Source organism: Silicimonas algicola, assembly GCF_003148765.1.
Lineage (GTDB): Bacteria > Pseudomonadota > Alphaproteobacteria > Rhodobacterales > Rhodobacteraceae > Silicimonas > Silicimonas algicola.
Window position 1 is genome coordinate 43,389 of record NZ_QGGV01000012.1, and the last position, 20,334, is coordinate 63,722.

The 20,334-nt window shown below is 65.9% G+C and carries 22 protein-coding genes and 1 pseudogene; 11 read left to right on the plus strand and 12 right to left on the minus strand.

The genetic code is table 11. From position 1 onward, the window contains the following. Positions 1–246: 246 nt before the first annotated feature. From fdxA to C8D95_RS19345, 3 genes are read right to left on the minus strand one after another with little or no spacing between them, the layout of a single operon-like run. Positions 247–582: a ferredoxin FdxA gene (fdxA, locus tag C8D95_RS19335; protein WP_109760849.1), complete on the minus strand. Its 336-nt coding sequence runs from the start codon at positions 580–582 to the stop codon at positions 247–249. 48 nt (positions 583–630) lie between these two features. After that, entirely contained in the window at positions 631–1,014 is a 384-nt protein-coding gene (locus C8D95_RS19340) for an RNA-binding S4 domain-containing protein (RefSeq protein WP_109760850.1), read from the minus strand. Then, positions 1,015–3,942: a helicase-related protein gene (locus C8D95_RS19345; protein WP_109760851.1), complete on the minus strand. Its 2,928-nt coding sequence runs from the start codon at positions 3,940–3,942 to the stop codon at positions 1,015–1,017. It abuts the gene before it with no gap. A gap of 154 nt (positions 3,943–4,096) precedes the next feature. On the opposite strand from C8D95_RS19345, the gene C8D95_RS19350 reads away from it, so the two are divergent. Next, positions 4,097–5,023: a DMT family transporter gene (locus tag C8D95_RS19350; protein WP_109760852.1), complete on the plus strand. Its 927-nt coding sequence runs from the start codon at positions 4,097–4,099 to the stop codon at positions 5,021–5,023. On the opposite strand, the gene C8D95_RS19355 is transcribed toward C8D95_RS19350, so the two are convergent. Beyond that, positions 4,953–5,654, minus strand: coding sequence for a thiamine diphosphokinase (locus C8D95_RS19355; RefSeq protein ID WP_241239740.1), 702 nt, complete (start codon positions 5,652–5,654; stop codon positions 4,953–4,955). The two genes, C8D95_RS19350 and C8D95_RS19355, sit on opposite strands and share 71 nt — an antisense overlap. 121 nt (positions 5,655–5,775) lie before the next feature. Between C8D95_RS19355 and C8D95_RS19360 the strand changes: the two genes are divergently transcribed. Beyond that, positions 5,776–7,608: a hypothetical protein gene (locus C8D95_RS19360; protein WP_109760853.1), complete on the plus strand. Its 1,833-nt coding sequence runs from the start codon at positions 5,776–5,778 to the stop codon at positions 7,606–7,608. On the opposite strand, the gene C8D95_RS19365 is transcribed toward C8D95_RS19360, so the two are convergent. Next, entirely contained in the window at positions 7,605–7,952 is a 348-nt protein-coding gene (locus C8D95_RS19365) for a hypothetical protein (protein WP_241239739.1), read from the minus strand. The two genes, C8D95_RS19360 and C8D95_RS19365, sit on opposite strands and share 4 nt — an antisense overlap. A 204-nt stretch (positions 7,953–8,156) precedes the next feature. Here C8D95_RS19365 and C8D95_RS19370 point away from each other — a divergent pair, with 204 nt between their 5' ends. Beyond that, the gene (locus C8D95_RS19370) at positions 8,157–9,335 is read left to right on the plus strand and encodes a lytic murein transglycosylase (RefSeq protein ID WP_109760855.1); all 1,179 of its coding nucleotides are present in this window, start codon (positions 8,157–8,159) and stop codon (positions 9,333–9,335) included. Between the two features lie 4 nt (positions 9,336–9,339). Here the strand turns inward: C8D95_RS19370 and C8D95_RS22810 are convergent, their stop codons facing one another. Both C8D95_RS22810 and C8D95_RS19375 read right to left on the minus strand, forming a co-directional pair. Next, positions 9,340–9,462, minus strand: a complete 123-nt coding sequence (locus C8D95_RS22810; protein WP_277601026.1) for a hypothetical protein — start codon at positions 9,460–9,462, stop codon at positions 9,340–9,342. 136 nt (positions 9,463–9,598) lie between these two features. Further along, on the minus strand, positions 9,599–10,159 hold the full coding sequence (locus C8D95_RS19375) for a TlpA family protein disulfide reductase (protein ID WP_109760856.1): 561 nt from the start codon (positions 10,157–10,159) through the stop codon (positions 9,599–9,601). Positions 10,160–10,183: 24 nt separating this feature from the next. On the opposite strand from C8D95_RS19375, the gene argH reads away from it, so the two are divergent. The 4 genes from argH to C8D95_RS19390 all read left to right on the plus strand — a co-directional run bounded on the left by argH (position 10,184) and on the right by C8D95_RS19390 (position 12,279). After that, positions 10,184–11,572, plus strand: coding sequence for an argininosuccinate lyase (gene argH / locus C8D95_RS19380; RefSeq protein WP_109760857.1), 1,389 nt, complete (start codon positions 10,184–10,186; stop codon positions 11,570–11,572). A 93-nt stretch (positions 11,573–11,665) separates the two neighbouring features. Beyond that, positions 11,666–11,824 (plus strand): hypothetical protein, encoded by a 159-nt coding sequence (locus C8D95_RS22145; RefSeq protein ID WP_164721758.1) that lies wholly within the window; start codon positions 11,666–11,668, stop codon positions 11,822–11,824. Then, a complete protein-coding gene (locus C8D95_RS19385) occupies positions 11,821–11,961 on the plus strand; it encodes an argininosuccinate lyase (protein WP_109760858.1) in 141 nt (46 codons plus the stop codon). Before C8D95_RS22145 ends, C8D95_RS19385 begins: the two co-directional genes overlap by 4 nt. Further along, positions 11,962–12,279: a DUF2834 domain-containing protein gene (locus tag C8D95_RS19390; protein WP_109760859.1), complete on the plus strand. Its 318-nt coding sequence runs from the start codon at positions 11,962–11,964 to the stop codon at positions 12,277–12,279. On the opposite strand, the gene C8D95_RS19395 is transcribed toward C8D95_RS19390, so the two are convergent. Beyond that, positions 12,276–13,250, minus strand: coding sequence for a quinone oxidoreductase family protein (locus C8D95_RS19395; RefSeq protein ID WP_109760860.1), 975 nt, complete (start codon positions 13,248–13,250; stop codon positions 12,276–12,278). The genes C8D95_RS19390 and C8D95_RS19395 overlap by 4 nt on opposite strands. Before the next feature lie 183 nt (positions 13,251–13,433). On the opposite strand from C8D95_RS19395, the gene C8D95_RS19400 reads away from it, so the two are divergent. Together C8D95_RS19400 and C8D95_RS22150 are read left to right on the plus strand one after the other, a co-directional pair. Beyond that, a complete protein-coding gene (locus tag C8D95_RS19400) occupies positions 13,434–13,607 on the plus strand; it encodes a CsbD family protein (RefSeq protein ID WP_109760861.1) in 174 nt (57 codons plus the stop codon). 35 nt (positions 13,608–13,642) lie between these two features. Continuing rightward, positions 13,643–13,792: a hypothetical protein gene (locus C8D95_RS22150; RefSeq protein WP_164721757.1), complete on the plus strand. Its 150-nt coding sequence runs from the start codon at positions 13,643–13,645 to the stop codon at positions 13,790–13,792. Positions 13,793–13,929: 137 nt separating this feature from the next. Here the strand turns inward: C8D95_RS22150 and C8D95_RS22995 are convergent. The 3 genes and pseudogenes from C8D95_RS22995 to C8D95_RS19415 form a co-directional block, all read right to left on the minus strand. Further along, a pseudogene (locus tag C8D95_RS22995) lies at positions 13,930–14,163 on the minus strand (GFA family protein); the annotation flags it as partial. 60 nt (positions 14,164–14,223) lie between these two features. Next, complete coding sequence (locus C8D95_RS19410) at positions 14,224–14,868, minus strand: hypothetical protein (RefSeq protein WP_109760862.1); 645 nt, start codon at positions 14,866–14,868, stop codon at positions 14,224–14,226. A 53-nt stretch (positions 14,869–14,921) separates the two neighbouring features. Next, complete coding sequence (locus tag C8D95_RS19415; RefSeq protein WP_109760863.1) at positions 14,922–15,323, minus strand: GFA family protein; 402 nt, start codon at positions 15,321–15,323, stop codon at positions 14,922–14,924. A 120-nt stretch (positions 15,324–15,443) separates the two neighbouring features. Here C8D95_RS19415 and lysA point away from each other — a divergent pair, with 120 nt between their 5' ends. After that, a complete protein-coding gene (gene lysA / locus C8D95_RS19420) occupies positions 15,444–16,721 on the plus strand; it encodes a diaminopimelate decarboxylase (protein WP_109760864.1) in 1,278 nt (425 codons plus the stop codon). A gap of 28 nt (positions 16,722–16,749) precedes the next feature. Further along, entirely contained in the window at positions 16,750–19,341 is a 2,592-nt protein-coding gene (locus C8D95_RS19425; protein WP_109760865.1) for a TIGR02302 family protein, read from the plus strand. A gap of 1 nt (position 19,342) precedes the next feature. Here C8D95_RS19425 and C8D95_RS19430 read toward each other — a convergent pair whose 3' ends face one another. Next, the gene (locus C8D95_RS19430; RefSeq protein WP_109760866.1) at positions 19,343–20,191 is read right to left on the minus strand and encodes a zinc-ribbon domain-containing protein; all 849 of its coding nucleotides are present in this window, start codon (positions 20,189–20,191) and stop codon (positions 19,343–19,345) included. Between the last annotated feature and the right edge of the window lie 143 nt (positions 20,192–20,334).

Genomic DNA, 20,334 nt, shown 5'->3' on the forward strand with positions numbered 1-20,334 from the left:
TCTCAGCCCCCGGCAGGAGGCGACAGAAACACGCCGGGAACACACACATCTTCCCGCCGCCCTGTTGCTGTCGCCGAACGTCTTCAAGAACAACAATCCGGGTCTCCGGCCTATGTGACAGAAATATAGCAAAAAAATCGGGTGATTCCAAGTCACGCCTTGGACAGGGCGCAGGAACGCCAGCGATTCAAGGAAAAACGCCCGGCGAATGACGTGACGTCAATGCGGCAGGGACTGTGCGAATCGTCAGCCGCCCTCGCCGGCCTGCTCCGAAAAGAGGTCCATCTTGCCGGTCTTGCCGTCCATCTCCTCGGCTCCCGGAAGCGGGTCCTTCTTGGTGATGATGACGGGCCAGGCCTCGGAGTACTTGCGATTGAACTCGACCCACTTCTCCATGTCCGGCTCGGTGTCGGGCTTGATCGCGTCGGCGGGGCACTCGGGTTCGCAGACGCCGCAGTCGATGCACTCGTCGGGGTGGATCACCAGCATGTTCTCGCCCTCGTAGAAGCAGTCGACAGGACATACCTCGACGCAGTCGGTGTATTTGCAGGCGATGCAGTTGTCGGTGACGACGTAGGTCATGGGTCTCTCGGCTTCCGTGTCCCGGCTGAGGTAACGCGCGCGGCGGCGTCATTCAAGCGGCGGAGGTCCCGAAAGACGGGCGTTACGGCGATCCTTCCCGGTGGGACGTCCTTTTCCCTCGTAGCGGGGATTGGGCGGATCGTCGTTCCGGGCTGGAGGCGACAGATCCGTGTAGAGAGCCTGCGCTTCGGAAGCGGGACCGCGTCGAGTCGCGAGGGCCTCGACTCGGACCACTCGGGACTGGCGCGCCTGCTGGAAGGTCAGCGTCATGCCCGGGCGCAGGGCATGGCTGGCTTTCAGAACACGTTCACCGTCGATCCGAACATGGCCGCTGGTGACGGCGCGGGTCGCAAGACTGCGGCTCTTGAAGAAACGCGCATGCCAGAGCCACTGATCCAGCCTCTGCGACGTGGCTGCCGCGTCGCCCGACATTCAGTCGTCTCGCCGGAGGCCCATGAGCGCCTTGGCGAAGGGATTGTCGGGGTCGATCCGGTCTTTTCGGGCGGGACGGGCCTCGAACGTGCGCGGGGCGTTGTCCTTCTCGCCCGACTGTGGCGGGCGCTTGCCCTTGCCGCGCGGCCGGCCGCCACTCTTCTTCTGCTCAGGGCGCGATCCCTGGTTCGCAGGCCGTTTCTGGCCGCCCCGGGTGCCGGCCCATGTGAAGGTGTAGAACACCTCACGCGTCTCACCCTCGATTGCGGCGTCGGCGGAGACGCCCACGGGCACCTCGGTCTCGGACATCTCTGGCGGCGGCGCGCCCTCTGCGGCGGCCTCCTCTTCCGTGTCTGCGGATTGTGTCGTCTCGTCGATCGGGGCCCGGCCCTCGTTCAGCAACATCTCGGCGCCTTCGGGAACGTTCGGATCGGGGTCGGCATGGGGGCTTTCGACCACCCCGCCCGGCGCCGCGTCGCGGCGGTCCATGACCGGCACGTCGTCGGGAACCTCGGCCGAGCCGCCGGGGACGACCTGATCGGTGCGAATGACCTTCTCTCGGTCACCGCGCTCGGCCTTGTAGCCCAGGCCTTCCATCAGGTTCGCGAACTGCTCCAGCGTCATGCCGGTGATCGACAGCATGTCGGGCGTCGCCTCGAAGCCGCCCCGCGAGTTCTCGGCGCGGAGGAGGTCCGCGAGACGCTCGAGCATGTCGATGCGGATGGCGCGGTCGCCGGCGGTCTTGTAGCCGGACTTGAGGTAGATTTCTGCCGGAATGGCGTTGATCGCGGGAATCGTCACGAGACCCGGCGGCGGGCTTTCGGGAAACTCGTCTGCCCCATTCGCAAGCGACCACAGCACTAGGCGAAGGCGCGTGGGCGCCGGTTTCAGAAGGGCAGGCATGAAGACGGTGAACTGCCCGAAGCGAAGTCCGTGCTTGCGCAGCGCGCCGCGCGACTCCTGATCCAGCTCCTTGACCTCGTTCATGACGTCGCGGCGGTCGAGGATGCCCATGCCTTCGATCATCCGAAAGCCGAACCCGCGCGCGAGGCCCGTCAGCGTCTCGTCGCGCTGAATGTTGAGCAGGGGCTCGAAGAGGGCCGCGATCTTGCGGTCGACAAAGTGCTGAAGCCGGCGTTGCACCTTCTCGACCACATCCGGGCCTGCGTCTTCGTCGACGAAGGCGACGACCTGCGGCCTCAAGGGATCGTCGCCCTTGGCGAGGCGGCCCACGGCGTGCTCGCCCCACATCAGCCCGCCCTGTTCGGTGAAGTCCATCTCGGTGTCGGGCGCGTTGTAGAACCGATCCGCCCGCAGATGGAACTCCGGTCTGAGCGCGGCGGTCGCGGCCGACTTGACCGTCTTCGCCTCGTCGCCCGTGGCGCTGGCGTCCTGGTGGAACCGGAACCCCTCGAGACGGCCTACGAACTGACCTTCGACGGTCACTTCACCCTTGTCGTTCACCTCGGCCACAAGGCTCTCCTTCTGTTTCAACCGGCGAAGAAGGACACTGGTCCGCCGGTCGACAAATCTTTGCGTCAGCGCCTGGTGGAGGGCGTCCGACAGGCGGTCTTCTACCTCGCGCGTTGTGTCGCGCCAATGTCTTTCATCCCGTGTCCACCCCTTGCGCTGTGCCACATAGGTCCAGGTCCGGATGAAGGCGAGGCGACGGGACAACGTATCTATGTCCCCTTCGGTTCGATCGATTCTGCCAATTTGCTGAGCGAGCCACTCATCGGGCACATGTCCATGCTGATGGAGGAAGCAGAATATCGCCAAAAGAAGGCTTGCGTGCTCCTGATGGCTGATGCCCCGGAAGTCGGGAATCCGGCACACGTCCCACAGAAGACGCACCGACGGGCCGTCGCTGGCGCGCGCGGTCACCTCGGCCTCTTCCGAGAGCGCCTTGAGCGCCGTCAGGTCGTCCGCTTCGCGCGCCCGGACCATGTGTTCGCTGTCGGGCGGCATCTCGAGGCTGTCGATCAGGCGTCGCGTCGATCCGAAGTCGAGGCGGGAGTTGCGCCATTGCACCTTCCGCACTGGGGCGAAGCTGTGGGCCATGATGCCGGCGGCGACCTCGTCGTCGAGAGGTGGCGCCTCACCCGTAACCCCGAAGGTCCCGTCGGTCTGGAAACGACCCGCGCGGCCCGCGATCTGCGCCAGCTCGTTCGGTTGAAGATCGCGCATCCGCCGCCCGTCGAACTTCCGCAGGCCCGAAAAGGCGACATGCGTAATGTCGAGGTTCAGGCCCATGCCGATGGCGTCGGTGGCGACGAGGTAGTCGACCTCGCCGTCCTGGTACATGTCGACCTGCGCGTTCCGCGTGCGCGGACTGAGCGCTCCCATGACCACGGCGGCACCGCCCTTCTGGCGGCGCAGAAGCTCGGCGATGGCGTAGACGTTTTCGACCGAGAACCCCACGATGGCGGCGCGCGGCGTCATCCGGCTGATCTTCTTCGATCCGGTGTAGGTCAGCGTCGACAGCCGCTCGCGCCGCTGGAACTGGATGCCGGGCACCAGGGCCGCGATCACCCTCCGCATGGTGTCCGAGCCGAGAAACAGCGTCTCGGCCGTGCCCCGCGCCCGCAACAGCCGGTCGGTGAAGACATGTCCCCTCTCGGGGTCCGCGCAAAGCTGGATCTCGTCGACGGCCAGGAAGTCCGCGCCCATGCCGTCTGGCATCGCCTCGGTCGTGCAGACCCAGTATTGCGCGCGGTCGGGGACGATCCGCTCTTCGCCCGTCACCAGCGCCACGACCGACGGGCCGCGCGCCGCCACGATGCGGTCATAGACCTCGCGCGCCAGAAGCCGCAGCGGCAGCCCGATGATGCCCGTGCGATGCGCAAGCATACGCTCGATGGCGTAGTGGGTCTTGCCGGTGTTGGTCGGTCCCAGGACCGCCGTCACCCGGCCGATGGACTGGGACATGTGGGGATGATCGATCTGTTCGCGTCCCCTGTTATAAAGCGGATGCGTCCCCCGGCTTCAAGGCGTCAGGCCCAAAGGGCGCTACCGTGGAGATACGGACACGGCGGTCAGGAATCCGTCGCCAAGGCCCAAAGGCGCCTCTAAGGTCGCGGCCATGACAGCGGACCGGCCGGTTCTAGGCATCCTCCTCATGCTTTGCTTCTGCCTGATGGCGCCCGTCGCGGACGCCACGGCCAAGCTTCTGGGCCCCGCCGTCGACCTTGTCCTTCTGGTCACGATCCGCATGGCGGCGCAGGTCCTGATCTGCGGACCCGTCGCCTGGGCCATGCGCTCGGCGATGCCGAAGGGGGCGCGAATGTTGCGCCTCGCCTTCATTCGGGCGATGCTTCATGTCCTCGGCATCGGGACGATGTTCCTGTCCCTGCGGTTCCTGCCTCTCGCCGACGCCATCGCCATCGTTTTCGTCATGCCGTTCGTGATGCTGCTGCTCGGGAAACTCATCCTCGACGAAGAGGTCGGCCGTCGCCGCATCGCCGCCTGCGCCGTGGGCTTCGCCGGCACGCTGATGGTCGTGCAGCCCAGCTTCGCCGAGGTCGGGTGGCCAGCGCTTCTGCCTCTGGGTGTGGCGGTGATCTTCGCGTTCTTCATGCTCGTGACGCGCCAGCTTGCGCGCGAGACGGACCCGGTGGCGCTTCAGTTCGTCTCGGGCGGCATGGCGGTCGCGGTGCTGGTGCCGGCGCTGGTTCTCTTCGGCGACCGGCTGCCGGGCTTCGACCTGGCGTGGCCTGCGTCGTCGACCTGGGGCTTGCTCGCACTCATGGGCGTCCTCGGAACGGCGGCGCACCTCGTGATGACCTGGGCGCTGCGGTTCGCCCCCTCGGCCACGCTGGCGCCGATGCAGTACCTGGAAATTCCTGTCGCGGCCGTGGTGGGCTGGCTGATCTTCGACGACTTCCCCGATGGTCTGGCCCTTGCGGGGATCGGCGTCACGATCCTGGCCGGTCTCTATATTATCTTTCGGGAACAGTCCCTTGCGCGGTCAGCGCGGACAGTGCGGACGGCAGCGCCTCCGGCGGCATGAGGACGACGCAACCGGGGCCGTCGAACGACAGTCGCACCGGCCCCGTGGTTTCGTTCGAGGTTCCGATGCGGCCCATCGGATCAAGCGACAGCCCTTCGATCGGCCAGCGCAGGCCAGCCGACCGACCCGTCACCGGCGCCATCGGAAAGAGCGAGAGGCGAAGTCCCGGCGGGACGTCCAGGGTCAGTCTCGCCGGCGCGGCGAAGGCGATGTCGTGGCGTCCGACGAGGATCGTGGGAGCGCCCGGCGTGCGGACGAGGACCGAAAACGCCGCAAGCGTGTGATCGAGGCGTCCGTCGGTGAACCCGGCCGCCAGAACGAAGGGAGCGCGGATCGCGGTCAGGCATTTCTCGAAATCGGTGCTCTCCTGCTCCTCGACCCAGAGGAAGCGCGCGCCCGACAGGGCCGTCCGCGCGCCCGGCCGGACCGAGTCGAAATCGCCGATCACCGCGACCGGCTCCAACCCCTCGTCCAGGCAGAAGTTCGCTCCTCCGTCTGCGGCGATCAGCACCGGGGCCAGCGCCAGCGCACGGTCGATTTCCGGCCGCGATGGCCGTCCTCCGCCAACCAGCGTTACCCCCTGATCCGACTGGACAGTTTCCCGACCCAGGTCCGACTGTTCCGTACCCAAGAGTGCATCGCCTTATTTATGACTAGAAAAAATCTTGTGATCTCCCCAAGTCTGTTCCTATTTTCGACTGCCCCGAGGGTAAACACATTGTTGCGGCTCGGGGGAGAAAGCGGATGACGGTATGAACGGTTCGACCAAGATTCTGACGGTCTCCTACGGGACGTTCAGTTGTACCTTGGAAGGGTTCGACGACCCGCTCGGAACCATGCGCGACATCGCGGAGTATTTCCGCGATCTTGCCGCCGACGACCGCTACTTCGGGGCCGAGCCGCCCACGCCCGATGTCGAGATGCTTCAGAACATCGCCCAGAAGGAAGTCGACCGCCGCGTCGAGGCCCGGATGAGCGAGACCGGCGTGGCGCTGCGCCAGGTCGAGAAACGCGCCGAGCCCTCCGCGCCGCCGCCCGCCGTCGAGGACGCCGAGGTGGCGGACCAGGACGAGGCGCCCGAGACCGACAGCCGCGATCTTGCCGCCCGCGTCGCGGGCCGCATCGCCGCCGAAGCGGCGGCCGAGCGTGTCAAGTCCGTCACGCCACCCGCGCCTCAACCGGCGCCCGCCGACGCGGATCGCGGACCGCTTGCCTTCGACGACGAATACCTGATGTCCGACGAGCCCGAAGACGTGCTCGCCGTCGACCCCGACGCGCGCCCGCTGGGCGAAGGACCCGCCGAAACAGTGGCGGAAAAGCTGCGCCGCATCCGTGCCGTCGTCTCGCGCAACGTCGAGGAGGCCGCGGAACGCCGCCCTTTTAGCCAGCCTCCTGCCGAGGAAACCGCGCCGCGCGACCGCGCCCACACAGCCACCATCGAGGCCATCTCGGCCGATCTGTCCGACGAGGACGGCAACCTCTACGACGCCGGCTACGAGGACGAGGATCCCGCCGCATCCGCCGAACCGACCGAGGACGCACCCGCCGAGGAGCCGGTGGCAGAGCCCGCGCCCGACACGGCCGAAGACGAGTCGCAGGACGAAACCGCATTCGTGATGGATGCTCCGACCGAGGACGACGCCGAAGACCGCGACGCGGCACCTGCCACCGAAGCTCGGGACCCCTCAGGCTGGGATTTCGAGGACGACGACGAGGACAACGCGCCGGAAGAGCCCGCGGACGAACCCGCCCCCGCCGCGCGCCCCCTCCGCACGGTCTCGCAGATCATCGGCAACGTCGCGGGACGCGTCGAGCGGGAGCGCGCCGAGGCACGCGCCAGGCTCGACAGCGACGAGACCCCCGAGGCCACCGACGCCGCCGAAACCCCCGAAGTCACGACGGACGACGCCCGCGCCGACCGCACCGCGCGCTCGCTCACGCCCGAGCCCGAAGGCGACGTGGGTCGCCTGATGGCCGAAACCGACACCAAGCTCAACGACGACGACGTCGTGCGCCGCCGCCGCGTCATCTCGCAGATGCGCGCCGCCGTCGCCGCCACCAAGGCCGACCGCCTCGTGTCGCGTCAGGTGTCGAAGGAAGTCGCCGAAGAGCAGGAGAAAAGCCGCTACCGGCAGGATCTCTCGCAGGTCGTCCGCCCCTCGCGTCCGACCGCCGACAGCGCGACCGGCCACCGCCGCTCGTCTAGCCCGCCCCTGGTCCTCGTCTCGTCGCAACGTGTGGACAGCGGGCTTTCGGTCGGGCACGCGGTCAGCCTCTCGTCCGAACAGGAAGGCTTTGCGCAGTTTGCCCGCACGGTCGGCGCAAAGGACCTGTCCGAGCTTCTCGAGGCCGCCGCCGCCTATACTGTCTTCTCCGAAGGCCAGTCGTCCTTCACCCGCCCCGAGATCATGAAGCGTGTGGCGCGGGTCGATCCGACCATCCGGCTGTCGCGCGAGGAGAGCCTGCGCTCGTTCGGCCAGCTTCTGCGCGAGGGCACCTTCAAGAAGCTCGAACGCGGCCAGTTCACCATCGACAACGGCTCGCGTTTCAAGCCGAACGACGCGATCGCGAACGGCAGATCCTAGACCGCCCGACCGTGGTAGGCGACGATCGCCGCAAGGTCGGTCGGCGGAGTCTTTTCCTGAAGGACCGCCGCCGTGTTCGGGATGTGCGAAAACAGGGATCCGTCCGAGAAGAAGCTGCTGCGCGTCACGAAGGCGATCTTCGCCTTCGGATGCCGGTAGCTTGCGAAATCCGCCACGGCGAAGGCGCTGCCCTCTTCCAGTAGCAGGTCGAGCACGATCACATCCGCCGAGGCGGTGCGCAGATAGGACACGGCCTCGTCCTGGGTTTCGACGACGATGACGTCCTGGCCCTGACGACGCAGGTGCGAAGCCCAGATGGCCGAAAGACCTGGCTTGGAAGCCACGATGAGTATCACTAGTTCCGACCCTTTGACGACTTCAGCCGACTTCTTCCCCCGATTTCGAAAATTCGGCCGAAAGTGTTAACGCTCGGTTAACGCATCCGAAGAAACGGTTAACGATGCGCGGAAAGGCGCTTCCGGCCCTTGCCGCACCGAAGACGCGCCTGATAGCTTCCGTCGAAATCTCAAGGAAAGCAGGTCCTCTCGATGTTGAAAGCCCTCGCACTTGTTGCGTCCGCCGCGCTTTTCGCTGTCCCCGCCGTCGCGCAGGAACAGTGCGGAGGCGACTTCGGCGCGTTCGTCCGCGGTCTCTCGGACGAGGCGGTTCAAAAGGGTTTCGGGTCCGCCGAGGCCAGGCAGTTCTTCGGGGGCGTCAGGCAGGATCCCAAAGTGCTTCGCGCTGACCGGGCGCAGGGCATCTTCCAGATGCCCTTCATCGACTTCTCACGCCGTCTCATCAGCCAGAACCGGGTCCAGGCGGGCGAGCGGAACGCGCAGAAGTACGCGGAGGTCTTCGACCGCATCTCGCAGGACTACGGAATTTCGCGCGGCATTCTTCTGGCCTTCTGGGCCTTCGAGACGGACTACGGCGCCGTTCAGGGCGACTTCAACACGGTGAACGCGCTGGTCACGCTGGCGCACGACTGCCGGCGCCCGGACCTCTTTCGTCCGCAGGTCTTCGCGGCGATGGAGCTTTTCCGGCGCGGCGACCTCGACCCCGCACGCACGACCGGGGCTTGGGCCGGCGAGATCGGCATGGTTCAGGTCCTGCCCTCCGAGATCGTCGAAAAGGGCGTCGACGGAGATGGCGACGGTCACATCACTCTCAAGACCTCGGCGCCCGATGCGCTGATGACGGGGGCACGGGTTCTGGCCGAGCTTGGCTGGCGAAAGGGCGAGCCCTGGATGCAGGAAGTCGACATGCCGAGTGATTTCGCCTGGGAGAAGACGGGACTCGAAACCTGGATGCCCGCGTCGGACTGGGCGGCCCTCGGCGTCACGCCACGCTCGGGCAAGCTGCTTGGACCTGACCTGTCCTCTGCCATCCTGCTGCCGCAGGGCAAGGACGGACCGGCCTTCCTAGTCTATCCGAACTTCAATGTCCTCTTCGAATGGAACAAGAGCTTTACCTACGTCACGACCGCCGCCTATTTCGCCACCCGGCTCGAGGGCGCGCCGGTCTACGACGCCGGCAACCCGTCGCCCGCGCTGAGTGATGACGAGATGAAGGCGTTGCAGCAGAAACTCTCGGCCCGCGGACATGACGTCGGCGCCGTGGACGGGATTCTTGGAGCCATGACGAGGCAGGCCGTGCAGAAAGAGCAGGCGCGTCTGGGATTGCCCGCCGACGCATGGCCGACACGCGATCTGCTGAACGGTCTCTAGGCGCCTACCAGCAGAGCTGGAGCCACGATCCGGCGCAGTGCGTCTGGAAGGCGGCGGGATCGGCGGCAAAGTTGCCGACCGCAGCAAGGGCCACGAGGATCAGGAAGGCTGTTAAGAATTCGCTCATCGCGAATAACCCGGTTACAAGTGACAGTTACACCTCGCCCGAAAGCGAGTGTGGCCAAATTATGGCACAAAGCTGTCGCAAACAAGGCGGGGTTCCGCCTCATTCGGGCAACATACAGGTTCCGTAAGGGAAACGCCTAGCTCCCGCCGTCGGTCAGAAGCGCGGCGATGATGGCCTTGGCGCTGGCCCCGTTCCATTCGGCGTCGCCCCGCATCCGTGCAATCTCCATGCCCTCGGGATCGAGGATGACGGTGATCGGCAGTCCCAGGACCGCCATCTCGCGCGCCAGCGCCTGCCGGGGGTCGAGATAGGTCGGCAGGTTGTCGACGCCGATCTCCTCGAAGAACTTCGTGATGGCCTGGGGCGGGTTCCGGCCGGTGGCGATGGTCACGACCTCGAAGTCGTCGCCCCCGAACTCGGCTTGAAGCTCGGACAGCATCGGCATCTCTTTCCGGCAAGGCGCGCACCATGTGGCCCAGAAATTGACGAGGACATGCTTGCCCGCAAAATCCGACAGCCTGACCTCGGCGCCGTCGGGCCCGGTGAAGGCGGTGTCCGGAACGGGTGCGGGATCGGCGAAGACCAGCTTCTGCATCGACCCCTCGCGCAGGGCCTCCAGCGCGGCGCGGTCGGCGGCGGCGGCGTTTGCGAAGAGGGCAAGGCCCGTGTAGAGGACGGCGAGAACCAGACGACGCATGACGCTCCTTCCAGGAACCAGACGATGACCGACAGCGCGAACAAGATGTGGGGCGGGCGCTTCGCCGCCGGACCGGACGCGATCATGGAGGCGATCAACGCCTCGATCGGTTTCGACCAGCGGCTCGCGCGCCAGGACATCGAAGGCTCGCGCGCCCACGCCGCGATGCTCGCCGCGCAGGGCATCATAACGGATAGCGACGCGCAGGCGATCCGGGAAGGCCTCCTCACGGTCTTGTCAGAGATCGACGGCGGGACTTTCGCCTTTTCGACCGCTCTGGAAGACATCCACATGAACGTCGAGGCGCGTCTGAAGGAGCTGATCGGCGAACCTGCCGGACGGCTTCACACGGCGCGCTCCCGCAACGATCAGGTGGCCACCGACTTCCGCCTCTGGGTCCGCGACCAGTGCGACGCCGCGCAGACCGCCATCGCCGCGCTGCAACGCGCGCTGATCGGCCAGGCAGATCAAGGCGCCGACTGGGTCATGCCCGGCTTCACCCACCTCCAGACCGCGCAGCCGGTGACCTGGGGCCACCACATGATGGCCTATGTCGAGATGCTGGGCCGCGACGCCTCGCGCTTCGCCGACGCGCGGGCGCGGATGAACGAATGCCCCCTGGGCGCCGCAGCCCTCGCCGGCACGTCCTTCCCGATCGACCGCGCGGCGACGGCGAAGGCGCTCGGCTTCGACCGGCCCGCCGCCAATTCGCTCGACGCCGTGTCGGACCGCGACTTCGCGCTCGAATACCTGGCCGCCGCCTCGATCTGCGCCATGCACCTGTCGCGGCTGGCCGAGGAGCTGGTGATCTGGTCCAGCGCGCAGTTCCGCTTCGTGCGGATGTCCGACCGCTTCTCGACCGGCTCGTCGATCATGCCGCAGAAGAAAAACCCTGACGCCGCCGAGCTGGTCCGCGCCAAGATCGGCCGGATCCTCGGCGCGACCGTCGGCCTCTTCACCGTGATGAAGGGCCTGCCGCTGACCTATTCGAAGGACATGCAGGAGGACAAGGAACAGGTCTTCGACGCCGCCGACGCGCTGATGCTGGCCCTCGCCGCGTCCGAAGGCATGATGAAGGACCTCTCCGCCAACCCCGACGTCCTGCGCGCTGCGGCTTCGTCCGGCTTTTCCACCGCCACCGACCTCGCAGACTGGCTGGTGCGCGAGGCGGGACTGCCCTTCCGGGACGCCCACCACGTCACCGGCCGCCTCGTCGCCATGGCCGAGGCCGAGGGCAAGGACCTCCCAGACCTGACCCTCGCCCAGATGCGGACGGCCCACGACGCCATCACCGAAGGCGTCTTCGACGTCCTCGGCGTCGACAATTCAGTCCGCAGTCGCACCAGCTATGGCGGCACCGCGCCGGACAACGTGCGGTCCCAGATCGCGCGATGGAAGCAACGGCTGACATAGCGAAGCGCTTTCCCGCCTGCCGCCCGTTCGCGGCGGCTTCACCACGGCGCTGCCGTCGGATATCCTGCGCCTACCCCAGTTTCGGAGCGAGTAATGCGTAAAGCCACCCTGATCGGCGTGATCCTCCTGGCCTCGGCCTGCGAGAACCAGTCCCTCGGCATAGGCGCCACCTTCGATTCGCACGGCGCCCGCGTCCGCCCGAGCGTCTCGGGCACCGTCGGAGACGTCGGCATCGCGGTGGCCCCGCGATGAAGTCGCTCGTCCTGATCGCGCTGCTCGCCCTCGCCGCATGCGGAGCCGACGGCGAGCCCGAGCCCAAGGCCAAGCCCGCCAACTCGGGCGTGCAGATCGGCGGCGAGATCGGCATCGGCGTCACCGGCACGCTCTGAATGAGCGTGCTCCGGATGATCTATCTCGCCCTCGCCATCTGGGGCGCGATCCACCCGATGTACTGGTTCGTGACCTACATGAACGAGACCGGCACCGGCCTCTCGGGCCTGATCGACGCCTGGTACGTCAACGCCTCGACCACCGGCCTCACCTGGGACCTGACCATCGCCGCCATCGCGCTGACGGTCTGGATCGTCGCCGAGACCTGGGTGCGCCGGAACTGGACCGCTCTCGTCGCGATCCCGGCCACCTATCTCATCGGCGTCAGCTGCGGCCTGCCGCTCTACCTCTTCCTGCGCACGAGACCGGTCGGCTAGAGCGTCAGGATCGTCGACCCCGTCGTCTCCCGCGCTTCCAGCGCCCGGTGCGCCTCGGCGACCTCCTCCAGCGCGAAGGTCTGGCCGATGCTGGCCTTGACGTCGCCCGACAGCATCTTGTCGAACAACTCCTTCGCCATCGTCTGGCAGGAGTCGAAGTCGGCGAGGTGCGTGAACACCGTCGGGCGCGTCAGCTTCAGCGATCCGCCCGCCGCGAGGCGCTGGATATCGAAGGGCGGCACCGGCCCCGAGGCCGCGCCGAAGAGGATCATGAACCCCAGCGGCGACAGGCACTGAAGCGAGCCGTCGAAAGTGTCCTTGCCGACAGAATCCATCACCACCGGCACGCCCTTGTCGCCGGTCAGCTCCTTCACCCGCGCAACGAAGTCCTCGGTGCGATAGTTGACGCAGACCTCGGCGCCGGCATCCTCGGCCATCCGGCATTTCTCGTCCGACCCGGCAGTGCCGATCAGTCGGATGCGGTCCGACTTCGCCCACTGACAGCCGATCAGCCCCACGCCGCCCGCCGCCGCGTGCAACAGCACCGTGTCGCCTTTCGCGATCGGCGTCGTTCGGCGGAACAGGTAGTTGACCGTCAGCCCCTGAAGCATGACCGACGCCGCGTCCTCGAAGCTGATCCCGTCGGGCAGCGGGCAGACCGTCGCGGCGGGCATCACCCGCGCCTCGGAGTAAGCGCCGGGCGGGTTCGCGGCATAGGCGGCCCGGTCGCCGGCCTTCAGGTGCGTGACACCCTCGCCCACGGCCTCGACCACACCCGCCGCCTCCATGCCGAGGGCATGGGGCAGGCTCATCTTGTAGGCGCCCGACCTCTGGTAGCAGTCAATGAAGTTGAGCCCCACCGCATGGTGCCGGATCCGGATCTGCCCCGGCCCCGGCTCGCCCACCTCGCGGTCCGTCAGCTTCAGGACCTCGGGTCCGCCGTGCGCTTCGATGATGACGGTTTTTGCCATGTTCTGCCTCCCCCACTGTCGCGGGAGACCTTAGCGGGATGGAAGGGGAGGGGAAGAGAGAAGGTGGTCATCGCGGCGAGATGGCAGGCTTTGTGGCCCTCGTCCGGCGACCGCCGCTCGAAGTCAGGAACTTCGATGTCGCTTCAGGTGTTGGTCCATCACACCTAAAAAAGGAGGCACGACATGGCAAACGAAGATCAAGCAAAAGGCAAAGCGAAAGACATCGGCGGCAAGGCCAAGGAAGAGTTCGGCGATGCAACCGGCAATGAAGACATGAAGCACAAAGGTCAGAAGGATCAGGCTGAAGGAAAGGTCCAGAAGGGCGTCGGTGACGCCAAGGACAAGCTCTCCGACTGAGTTTGACCAGACCAACTGAATCAAGGAGCCAGCCGATGACCGATGACGTCAAGACCCCGAAACAAGAGAACGAGAAGAAGCCGTCAAAGAAAAATGACGAGAAGCTTCACAGGGCGGAGGCGACGCTCGGAGAAGCGCCGGGAGGCGGGCCCAATGCGGAAGAACGCTCCCGACTGGCCGAGTAGTCCCCCATGCCGCAACGGCATTGGCTGACAGCCGTGAGCCAAACCAAAATTTGATGATCTGCGCCATCCTTGGCCAGACTGTCCCGGCCCGGTAGCACCGGGGCCGGGGCAACCGCATTGCGCCATACCGCACCGGGTCAAGCCCTTTCCGACCCTGAGCCCTTCGCGTGCCTCGGCAGCTCCCTCAGCCCCTCCAGCCACGCCACGCGTTCCGCGAAATATAACTGCGCCGTGGGCCGGTAGACCGAAGGGTCGTCCAGCGTCGGCGCGTAGAGATGCGTCTCCTCGGGCAGGTCCTCCGTCTCGTAGCTGAGCGGCGTGCCGCAGTCGCTGCAAAAGGATCGCGTGACGCCGGGCGAGGAGTGGTACGTTGAGTGCTTCTCAGCGGGGCCCCCGAAGCGAGCTCAAAGTAAAAAAGAAGACGGTCACCCCTAGGATTCAGGGGGACCACGCCACTCGAGCGGTTGATTGCGCCGGAAATCGCGTATGTCTTTGGGAATCATCCACTGCAAAAACCAGGGAAGAGCGTCGCTTCTCTTTCTGACCAGCGGTTCAGGATCGATCTCTATTCGAGCGATGGGCGACTCCAGAAGCGAGCTCAGTCGCTTATCGAGCTTGGAATTGATCAGCTTCCCCATCTTTCTTAGGACCGGATCAATCTGGTCGAGGCTCCCTTTGGGCAAAGACAGTTCATTCTGAAAGAAACCTAAAGGAAAGTTGAACACTTCGCCTTGAGACCAAGAACTGGCGGAGGGAAGAACGCCGGGTGGACAGATGTCGCAAGCTAATCGCAGCAGAGGAAGTATCTTATTATCGGGAATGGTTTTCGGAATCGCCAATGCATTGATTGAGATGGTGACGGACATCTTGGATCCGTCTACGAGAATTAGGGAAACCAATCCGAGGCGGTCCTGTCTGAGCCTCCGATAATAGTCGCCGATCAAGGCACGAGTGTTTCCGTCCCTTTGAATGCCTCCAGGCTCAAGTCTTTGGATGGGTCTGAAATCCTTCGCTTCCAGCGCCAAGTTTGCTTCGGTCCCCACACGAGCCGAAAACTCCTTGAACTTGGTCGACAACCTCACCTCCGCAACCCATGAACTTAGGCTTCAAAGCAGTCTCCAACGTCAAATCAAACGATCTCTGACTTCGACCCCTTCGTGTGCCCCGGCAGCTCCCTCAGCCCCTCCAGCCATGCCACGCGTTCCGCGAAATACAACTGCGCCGTGGGCCGGTAGACGGACGGGTCATCCAGCGTCGGCGCGTAGAGATGCGTCTCCTCGGGCAGGTCCTCCGTCTCGTAGCTGAGCGGCGTGCCGCAGTCGGTGCAAAAGGACCGCGTGACGCCGGACGAGGAGTGGAACGTCCGGCGCGGCCCGCTCCACGTCACGCCCGCGCGCGGCATCCCGATCCAGCTTACGTAGTCCGCGCCCGCCGCGCGCTGGCAATCGCGACAATGACAGGTCGTCTGCCACAGCGGATCGCCCTCCGCCCGAAAGCGGGTCGCCCCGCACATGCATCCTCCAGCCAGCATCGAGGCTCCTCCTGCCCCGACAAGGCCACCGACGCGATACCGACGCAATACCGACGTGATACCGACGCGCGTTTTGCGCCACGATTGCGAACGCGCCGGGATCTGCTAATCAGCCGCGTCATGGACCATTTCCTGTACCGCGACGGCATCCTTCACGCCGAGGACGTGCCTCTCCCCGAGATCGCCGCTGCGGTCGGGACGCCGTTCTACGTCTACTCGACCGCCACCCTGACGCGCCACTACCGCCTGTTCCAGGAGGCGCTCGACGGACTCGACCACCTGATCTGCTACGCGATGAAAGCCAATTCGAATCAAGCGGTTCTGCGGCTGATGGCGTCGCTCGGCGCGGGTGTCGACGTGGTCTCGGGCGGCGAATACCGCCGCGCCGTCGCAGCAGGATTTCCGGCCGACCGCATCGTCTTCTCGGGCGTCGGCAAGACGGCCGAAGAGATGGAGCTGGCCCTGAGAGGCGGCATCCGCCAGTTCAACCTGGAAAGCGAGCCCGAAATGCGCCGCCTCTCCAAGGTATCGGAATCGCTAGGGAAAATCGCCCCCGTCACGATCCGCATCAACCCTGACGTGGACGCCAGGACGCACGAGAAGATCGCCACCGGCAAGTCCGAGAACAAGTTCGGCATCCCCATTTCCCGAGCCCGCGAGGTCTATGCCGAAGCCGCCTCTCTGCCGGGGCTCGAGGTCATCGGCATCGACGTCCACATCGGCTCGCAGCTCACCGACCTCGAGCCCTACGAGCAGGCATACCTCAAGGTCGCCGAGCTGACCCACCAGCTCCGCGCCGACGGCCACGACATCCGCCGCCTCGATCTAGGCGGGGGCCTTGGCATCCTCTACGAGCGCTCGAACGCCGCACCCCCGCTTCCGCTCGACTATGGCGAGGTGGTGCGACGGACCGTGGGCGACCTCGGCTGCGAGATCGAGATCGAGCCTGGCCGGCTGATCGCCGGTAACTCGGGTCTCTTGGTCTCGGAAATAATCTATATGAAACAAGGCGAAGGACGCACCTTCGCCATCGTCGACGCGGCGATGAACGACCTGATCCGACCCGCGATGTACGGGGCACACCATGACATCGTGCCCGTCGTCGAGCCCGAGGCGGGAGCGGAGCTGAGCCCCTGCGACGTGGTCGGTCCGGTCTGCGAGACGGGCGACACCTTCACCCGCAACCGGCCCCTGCCACCCCTCGCCGAGGGCGACCTGATCGCCTTCCGCTCGGCCGGCGCCTATGGGGCGGTTATGGCCTCGGAGTACAACTCCCGCCCGCTGGTGCCCGAGGTGCTGGTGCATGGGCATCAATTCGCCGTCATCCGGGCACGACCCACCTTTGACGAGATGATAAACCGCGATACCATCCCAGAGTGGCTGGAAGGACCGGTATGATCCGGGCCTGGTCCCGCAACGAAGGCCTATGACGCAGGACACGCAGCTTCCCGCAGATGCCGCGAAGCGGCTGACATGGCCGCTTCGTCTCACGTATGCCGGGATGCTGGCCGAACGCGTCGTGCGCGCCTTCTGGCCCTTGTGGTCTCTGGTCCTTCTCACGCTCGCCTCCCTCCTCATGGGCCTGCACGAAGCCCTGCCGCTCGAAGCGGTCTGGACCGTCGGCGTCGTGGTGGTAGGCGGCGGGCTCGCCGCTCTTGTCTATGCGCTGCGCCAGTTCCGGGCGCCGCTCCGGTCCGAGGTCCTGGCCCGGCTTGACGCGACCTTGCCTGGACAACCCATTGCCGCCCTGTCCGACAGGCAGGCCATCGGCACCGGCGATGCGGCCTCGGAATCGGTCTGGAGGGTGCACCTTGCGCGCATGTCGGCGCGCCTCGACGCCGCGCGGGCAGTCGAGCCCGACCTGCGCCTTGCGCGCCGCGACCCCTATGCGCTGCGTTACATGGCTCTTCTGGCCTTCGTGATCGCGGTCCTTTTCGGCTCTCTTCTGCGCGTCGCGAGCGTCGCCGAAATGGGGCCAGGCACCGGGCAGACCCTGGCCAGCGGATCGGTCTGGGAAGGCTGGGTCGAGCCGCCCGCCTACACCGGCAAGCCGAGCATCTATCTGAACGACGTGACACGCGAGGCGTTGTCGGTGCCGGAAGGCAGCCGCGTCACGCTTCGCTTCTACGGCGAAGTCGGTGAACTGGCGCTGCATGAAACGGTGTCGGGCCGGACCGAGGACGTGACACCGGCGACCGAGCCGGAACAAGGGTTCGACATCGCCGAAAGCGGCGTGATCCGCATCGAAGGCCCTGGTGGCCGCGAGTGGGACGTCGAGGCGATCCCGGACGCGCCGCCCTCCATCGAGTTCGAAGGCCCGTTGGCGCGGGGCGAGGCGGGACGGATGGAGACGCCCTTCGTCGCAAAGGACGATTACGGCGTGACGGGTGGGAGGCTCGAGATCACGCTGGACCTCTCGAAGGTCGACCGCCGCTATGGTCTCGCCGTTGAACCGGAAGCGCGGGACAAGATCGTTCTGGACCTGCCGATGTCGATTACCGGCGACCGGACCGAGTTCAGCGAAACTGTCGTCGAAGACCTGTCGAAGCACCCTTGGGCGAATTTGCCGGTGTCCGCCGAGCTTTTCGCGTCGGACGATGCCGAGCAGGAGGGGCTTTCCGCCCCGCAATTGGGCGAACTTCCCGGCCGTCGATTCTTCGATCCCCTCGCCAAGTCCATCATCGAGCAACGTCGCGACCTTCTCTGGAACCGCGAGAACGGCACCCGCGTGGCTCAAGTGCTTCGCGCGGTTTCGTACAAGCCCGAAGACGTGTTCCGCTCCGAGACGACCTACCTCAAGCTGCGCTTCGCCGTGCGCCGGCTCGAGACGCGGCTGTCCGTGGATCAGTTGAACGACGACGCGGTCGAGGAACTGGCCGAGGTGCTGTGGAGCCTGGCCCTCGAGGTGGAGGAAGGCGATCTCTCCGACGCGCAGGAACGGTTGCGGCGCGCGCAAGATCGGCTTTCGGAAGCCATCGAGAATGGCGCGTCGGACGAGGAGATCGCCGAACTGATGAACGAACTGCGAGAGGCGATGCAGGATTACATGCAGCAACTCGCGGAACAGCAGGGCGATCAGCCTCAACAAGATATGGCTGAGGGCGAGATGCAGGAGCTGTCCTCGCAGGACTTGCAGGACATGATGGACCGGCTTCAGGAATTGATGGAGCAGGGCCGGATGGCAGAGGCGCAGCAGCTTCTGGACCAGCTTCGCCAGATGATGGAAAACATGCAGATCGCCCGCGGCCAGCAGGGCCAGCAGTCCCCCGGCGAGCAGGCGATGGAAGGCCTGTCCGAAACCCTCCGTCAGCAGCAGGGTCTGTCGGACGAGGCGTTCCGGGATCTTCAGGAGCAGTTCGGTCCCGAGGGTCAGCAAGGCCAACAGGGTCAGCAAGGGCAGGAAGGGCAGCAGGGACAACAGGGTCAAGGACAGCAGGGCCAGGGTCAGCAAGGTCAGCAAGGGCAAGGCCAACAGGGCCAGGGTCAGCAGGGTCAGGGACAGCAGCCGGGCGACCTCGAGGGTGGACTTGCTGACCGTCAGCGCGCGCTGCGTCAGGAATTGAACCGCCAGACGCAGAACCTCCCAGGAGCCGGTTCGCCTGAAGGCGACGCCGCGCGCCGGTCGCTCGACAGGGCGGGCGAGGCGATGGACGAGGCCGAGGAGTCGCTTCGAAACGAGGACTTCGCTGGTGCCCTGGACGATCAGGCCGACGCGATGGAGGCTCTGCGCGAGGGAATGCGAGAGCTCGCCGATCAGATGGCGCAGCAGCAGCAACAGCAGCAGGGTGGGCAGCAGGGCGACGCCCTGGGCCGCAACAACCCAAGCGGTAATCGCGATCCACTGGGCCGCGACCAGGGAGAGAATGGTCGGATCGGGACTGACGAGCAACTCTTGCAGGGCGAGGACGTGTATCGCCGGGCCCGTGAGCTTCTGGACGAGATACGCCGCCGCTCTGGCGAGCAGGAGCGCCCGACCGAAGAGCTGGATTACCTAAAGCGTCTTCTGGAGAGATTCTAGCCTAGCGCTGGATCAGGCCGTCGAGCCAGTCGCGGGCGGCATTCGCCCCGTCCACATAGCGGACGAGAGCCGTCTCGGACCCGGGGATGGCGCTCGCGATGGCAGGAGCGAAGGCGTAGGCGACGATCAGGCCTGCCGCGATCAGAAGCATGAGGAAGAACCCCATTCGGAAGCCGCTGCGATGGCTCGCAACCGCTTCGGTCGTACCTCTGCGGCGCTTGCGCGCGGGCTTCAGGGTCGAATTGATCTCGTCGATGTCGGGCAACAGATCCTTGCGAGGCGCCTGGTAATCGGAGTCTCCGCGAGCATCCTGCCGGTCATCGTCGGGGTCGTTGTCGGGGCGCATGCTGGCCATGCGGGCCCGCAGAGCGCGTGACGGCGTCTCGCGCCGGCGAATCTGGTCGAGCGCCATATCGGTCTGGGTTTCCAGGGCCTCGGACGGTGGCGCACGGCGCTGAGACAACTCGCGCTGCGCTTCTTCCCGCAACAGGTCCACGTCTGCGGCGTCGGCCGGCCTGCGTGCGCGCGGCGCGTCGCCGGCCGGCGGAACGAAGGCGGCGGACGCGATGTCCTCGTCTTCTTCCGCTTCCTCTTCCTCCTCGTCAGAGATGGACTTCTCGGAGGCGGCGGCAACGGCGCGGACGGCCTCGCTCGGCGCCTCGTCCTCAGCCTCATCGTCGCTCTCTTCCTGTGGCGAGGCGGACAACGTGTCTTCGAAACCGGCGGGGGGAGGGGGCAGTTCAAACCATGTGTGGCCGCAGTTCGAGCACTGCACATCGCGTCCCTCGTCGGGGATCAGCGACGTGTCGACCTCGTACTGAGCGCTGCAATTCGGACAAACGAGCCGCATAAATTTGTTCCTTGCCCCGACAAACGCGCCGTTTCGGCGTTCTACGTCACCTGCCTTGCAAGCTTCTAGCACTTCATCCCGCGCCGGAAAAGTCTGCTGACGTTGATCCTTGTCGCGGAAACGGGCAAAAGCGAACAGCGAGG

Excerpts from the sequence above, each read along its gene's own strand:
- fdxA (WP_109760849.1), bottom strand. The coding sequence starts at position 582 with ATGACCTACGTCGTCACCGACAACTGCATCGCCTGCAAATACACCGAC.
- C8D95_RS19340 (WP_109760850.1), bottom strand. The coding sequence starts at position 1,014 with ATGTCGGGCGACGCGGCAGCCACGTCGCAGAGGCTGGATCAGTGGCTC.
- C8D95_RS19345 (WP_109760851.1), bottom strand. The coding sequence starts at position 3,942 with ATGTCCCAGTCCATCGGCCGGGTGACGGCGGTCCTGGGACCGACCAAC.
- C8D95_RS19350 (WP_109760852.1), top strand. The coding sequence starts at position 4,097 with ATGACAGCGGACCGGCCGGTTCTAGGCATCCTCCTCATGCTTTGCTTC.
- C8D95_RS19360 (WP_109760853.1), top strand. The coding sequence starts at position 5,776 with ATGAACGGTTCGACCAAGATTCTGACGGTCTCCTACGGGACGTTCAGT.
- C8D95_RS19370 (WP_109760855.1), top strand. The coding sequence starts at position 8,157 with ATGTTGAAAGCCCTCGCACTTGTTGCGTCCGCCGCGCTTTTCGCTGTC.
- C8D95_RS22810 (WP_277601026.1), bottom strand. The coding sequence starts at position 9,462 with ATGAGCGAATTCTTAACAGCCTTCCTGATCCTCGTGGCCCTTGCTGCG.
- C8D95_RS19375 (WP_109760856.1), bottom strand. The coding sequence starts at position 10,159 with ATGCGTCGTCTGGTTCTCGCCGTCCTCTACACGGGCCTTGCCCTCTTC.
- argH (WP_109760857.1), top strand. The coding sequence starts at position 10,184 with ATGACCGACAGCGCGAACAAGATGTGGGGCGGGCGCTTCGCCGCCGGA.
- C8D95_RS22145 (WP_164721758.1), top strand. The coding sequence starts at position 11,666 with ATGCGTAAAGCCACCCTGATCGGCGTGATCCTCCTGGCCTCGGCCTGC.
- C8D95_RS19385 (WP_109760858.1), top strand. The coding sequence starts at position 11,821 with ATGAAGTCGCTCGTCCTGATCGCGCTGCTCGCCCTCGCCGCATGCGGA.
- C8D95_RS19390 (WP_109760859.1), top strand. The coding sequence starts at position 11,962 with ATGAGCGTGCTCCGGATGATCTATCTCGCCCTCGCCATCTGGGGCGCG.
- C8D95_RS19395 (WP_109760860.1), bottom strand. The coding sequence starts at position 13,250 with ATGGCAAAAACCGTCATCATCGAAGCGCACGGCGGACCCGAGGTCCTG.
- C8D95_RS19400 (WP_109760861.1), top strand. The coding sequence starts at position 13,434 with ATGGCAAACGAAGATCAAGCAAAAGGCAAAGCGAAAGACATCGGCGGC.
- C8D95_RS22150 (WP_164721757.1), top strand. The coding sequence starts at position 13,643 with ATGACCGATGACGTCAAGACCCCGAAACAAGAGAACGAGAAGAAGCCG.
- C8D95_RS19415 (WP_109760863.1), bottom strand. The coding sequence starts at position 15,323 with ATGCTGGCTGGAGGATGCATGTGCGGGGCGACCCGCTTTCGGGCGGAG.
- lysA (WP_109760864.1), top strand. The coding sequence starts at position 15,444 with ATGGACCATTTCCTGTACCGCGACGGCATCCTTCACGCCGAGGACGTG.
- C8D95_RS19425 (WP_109760865.1), top strand. The coding sequence starts at position 16,750 with ATGACGCAGGACACGCAGCTTCCCGCAGATGCCGCGAAGCGGCTGACA.
- C8D95_RS19430 (WP_109760866.1), bottom strand. The coding sequence starts at position 20,191 with ATGCGGCTCGTTTGTCCGAATTGCAGCGCTCAGTACGAGGTCGACACG.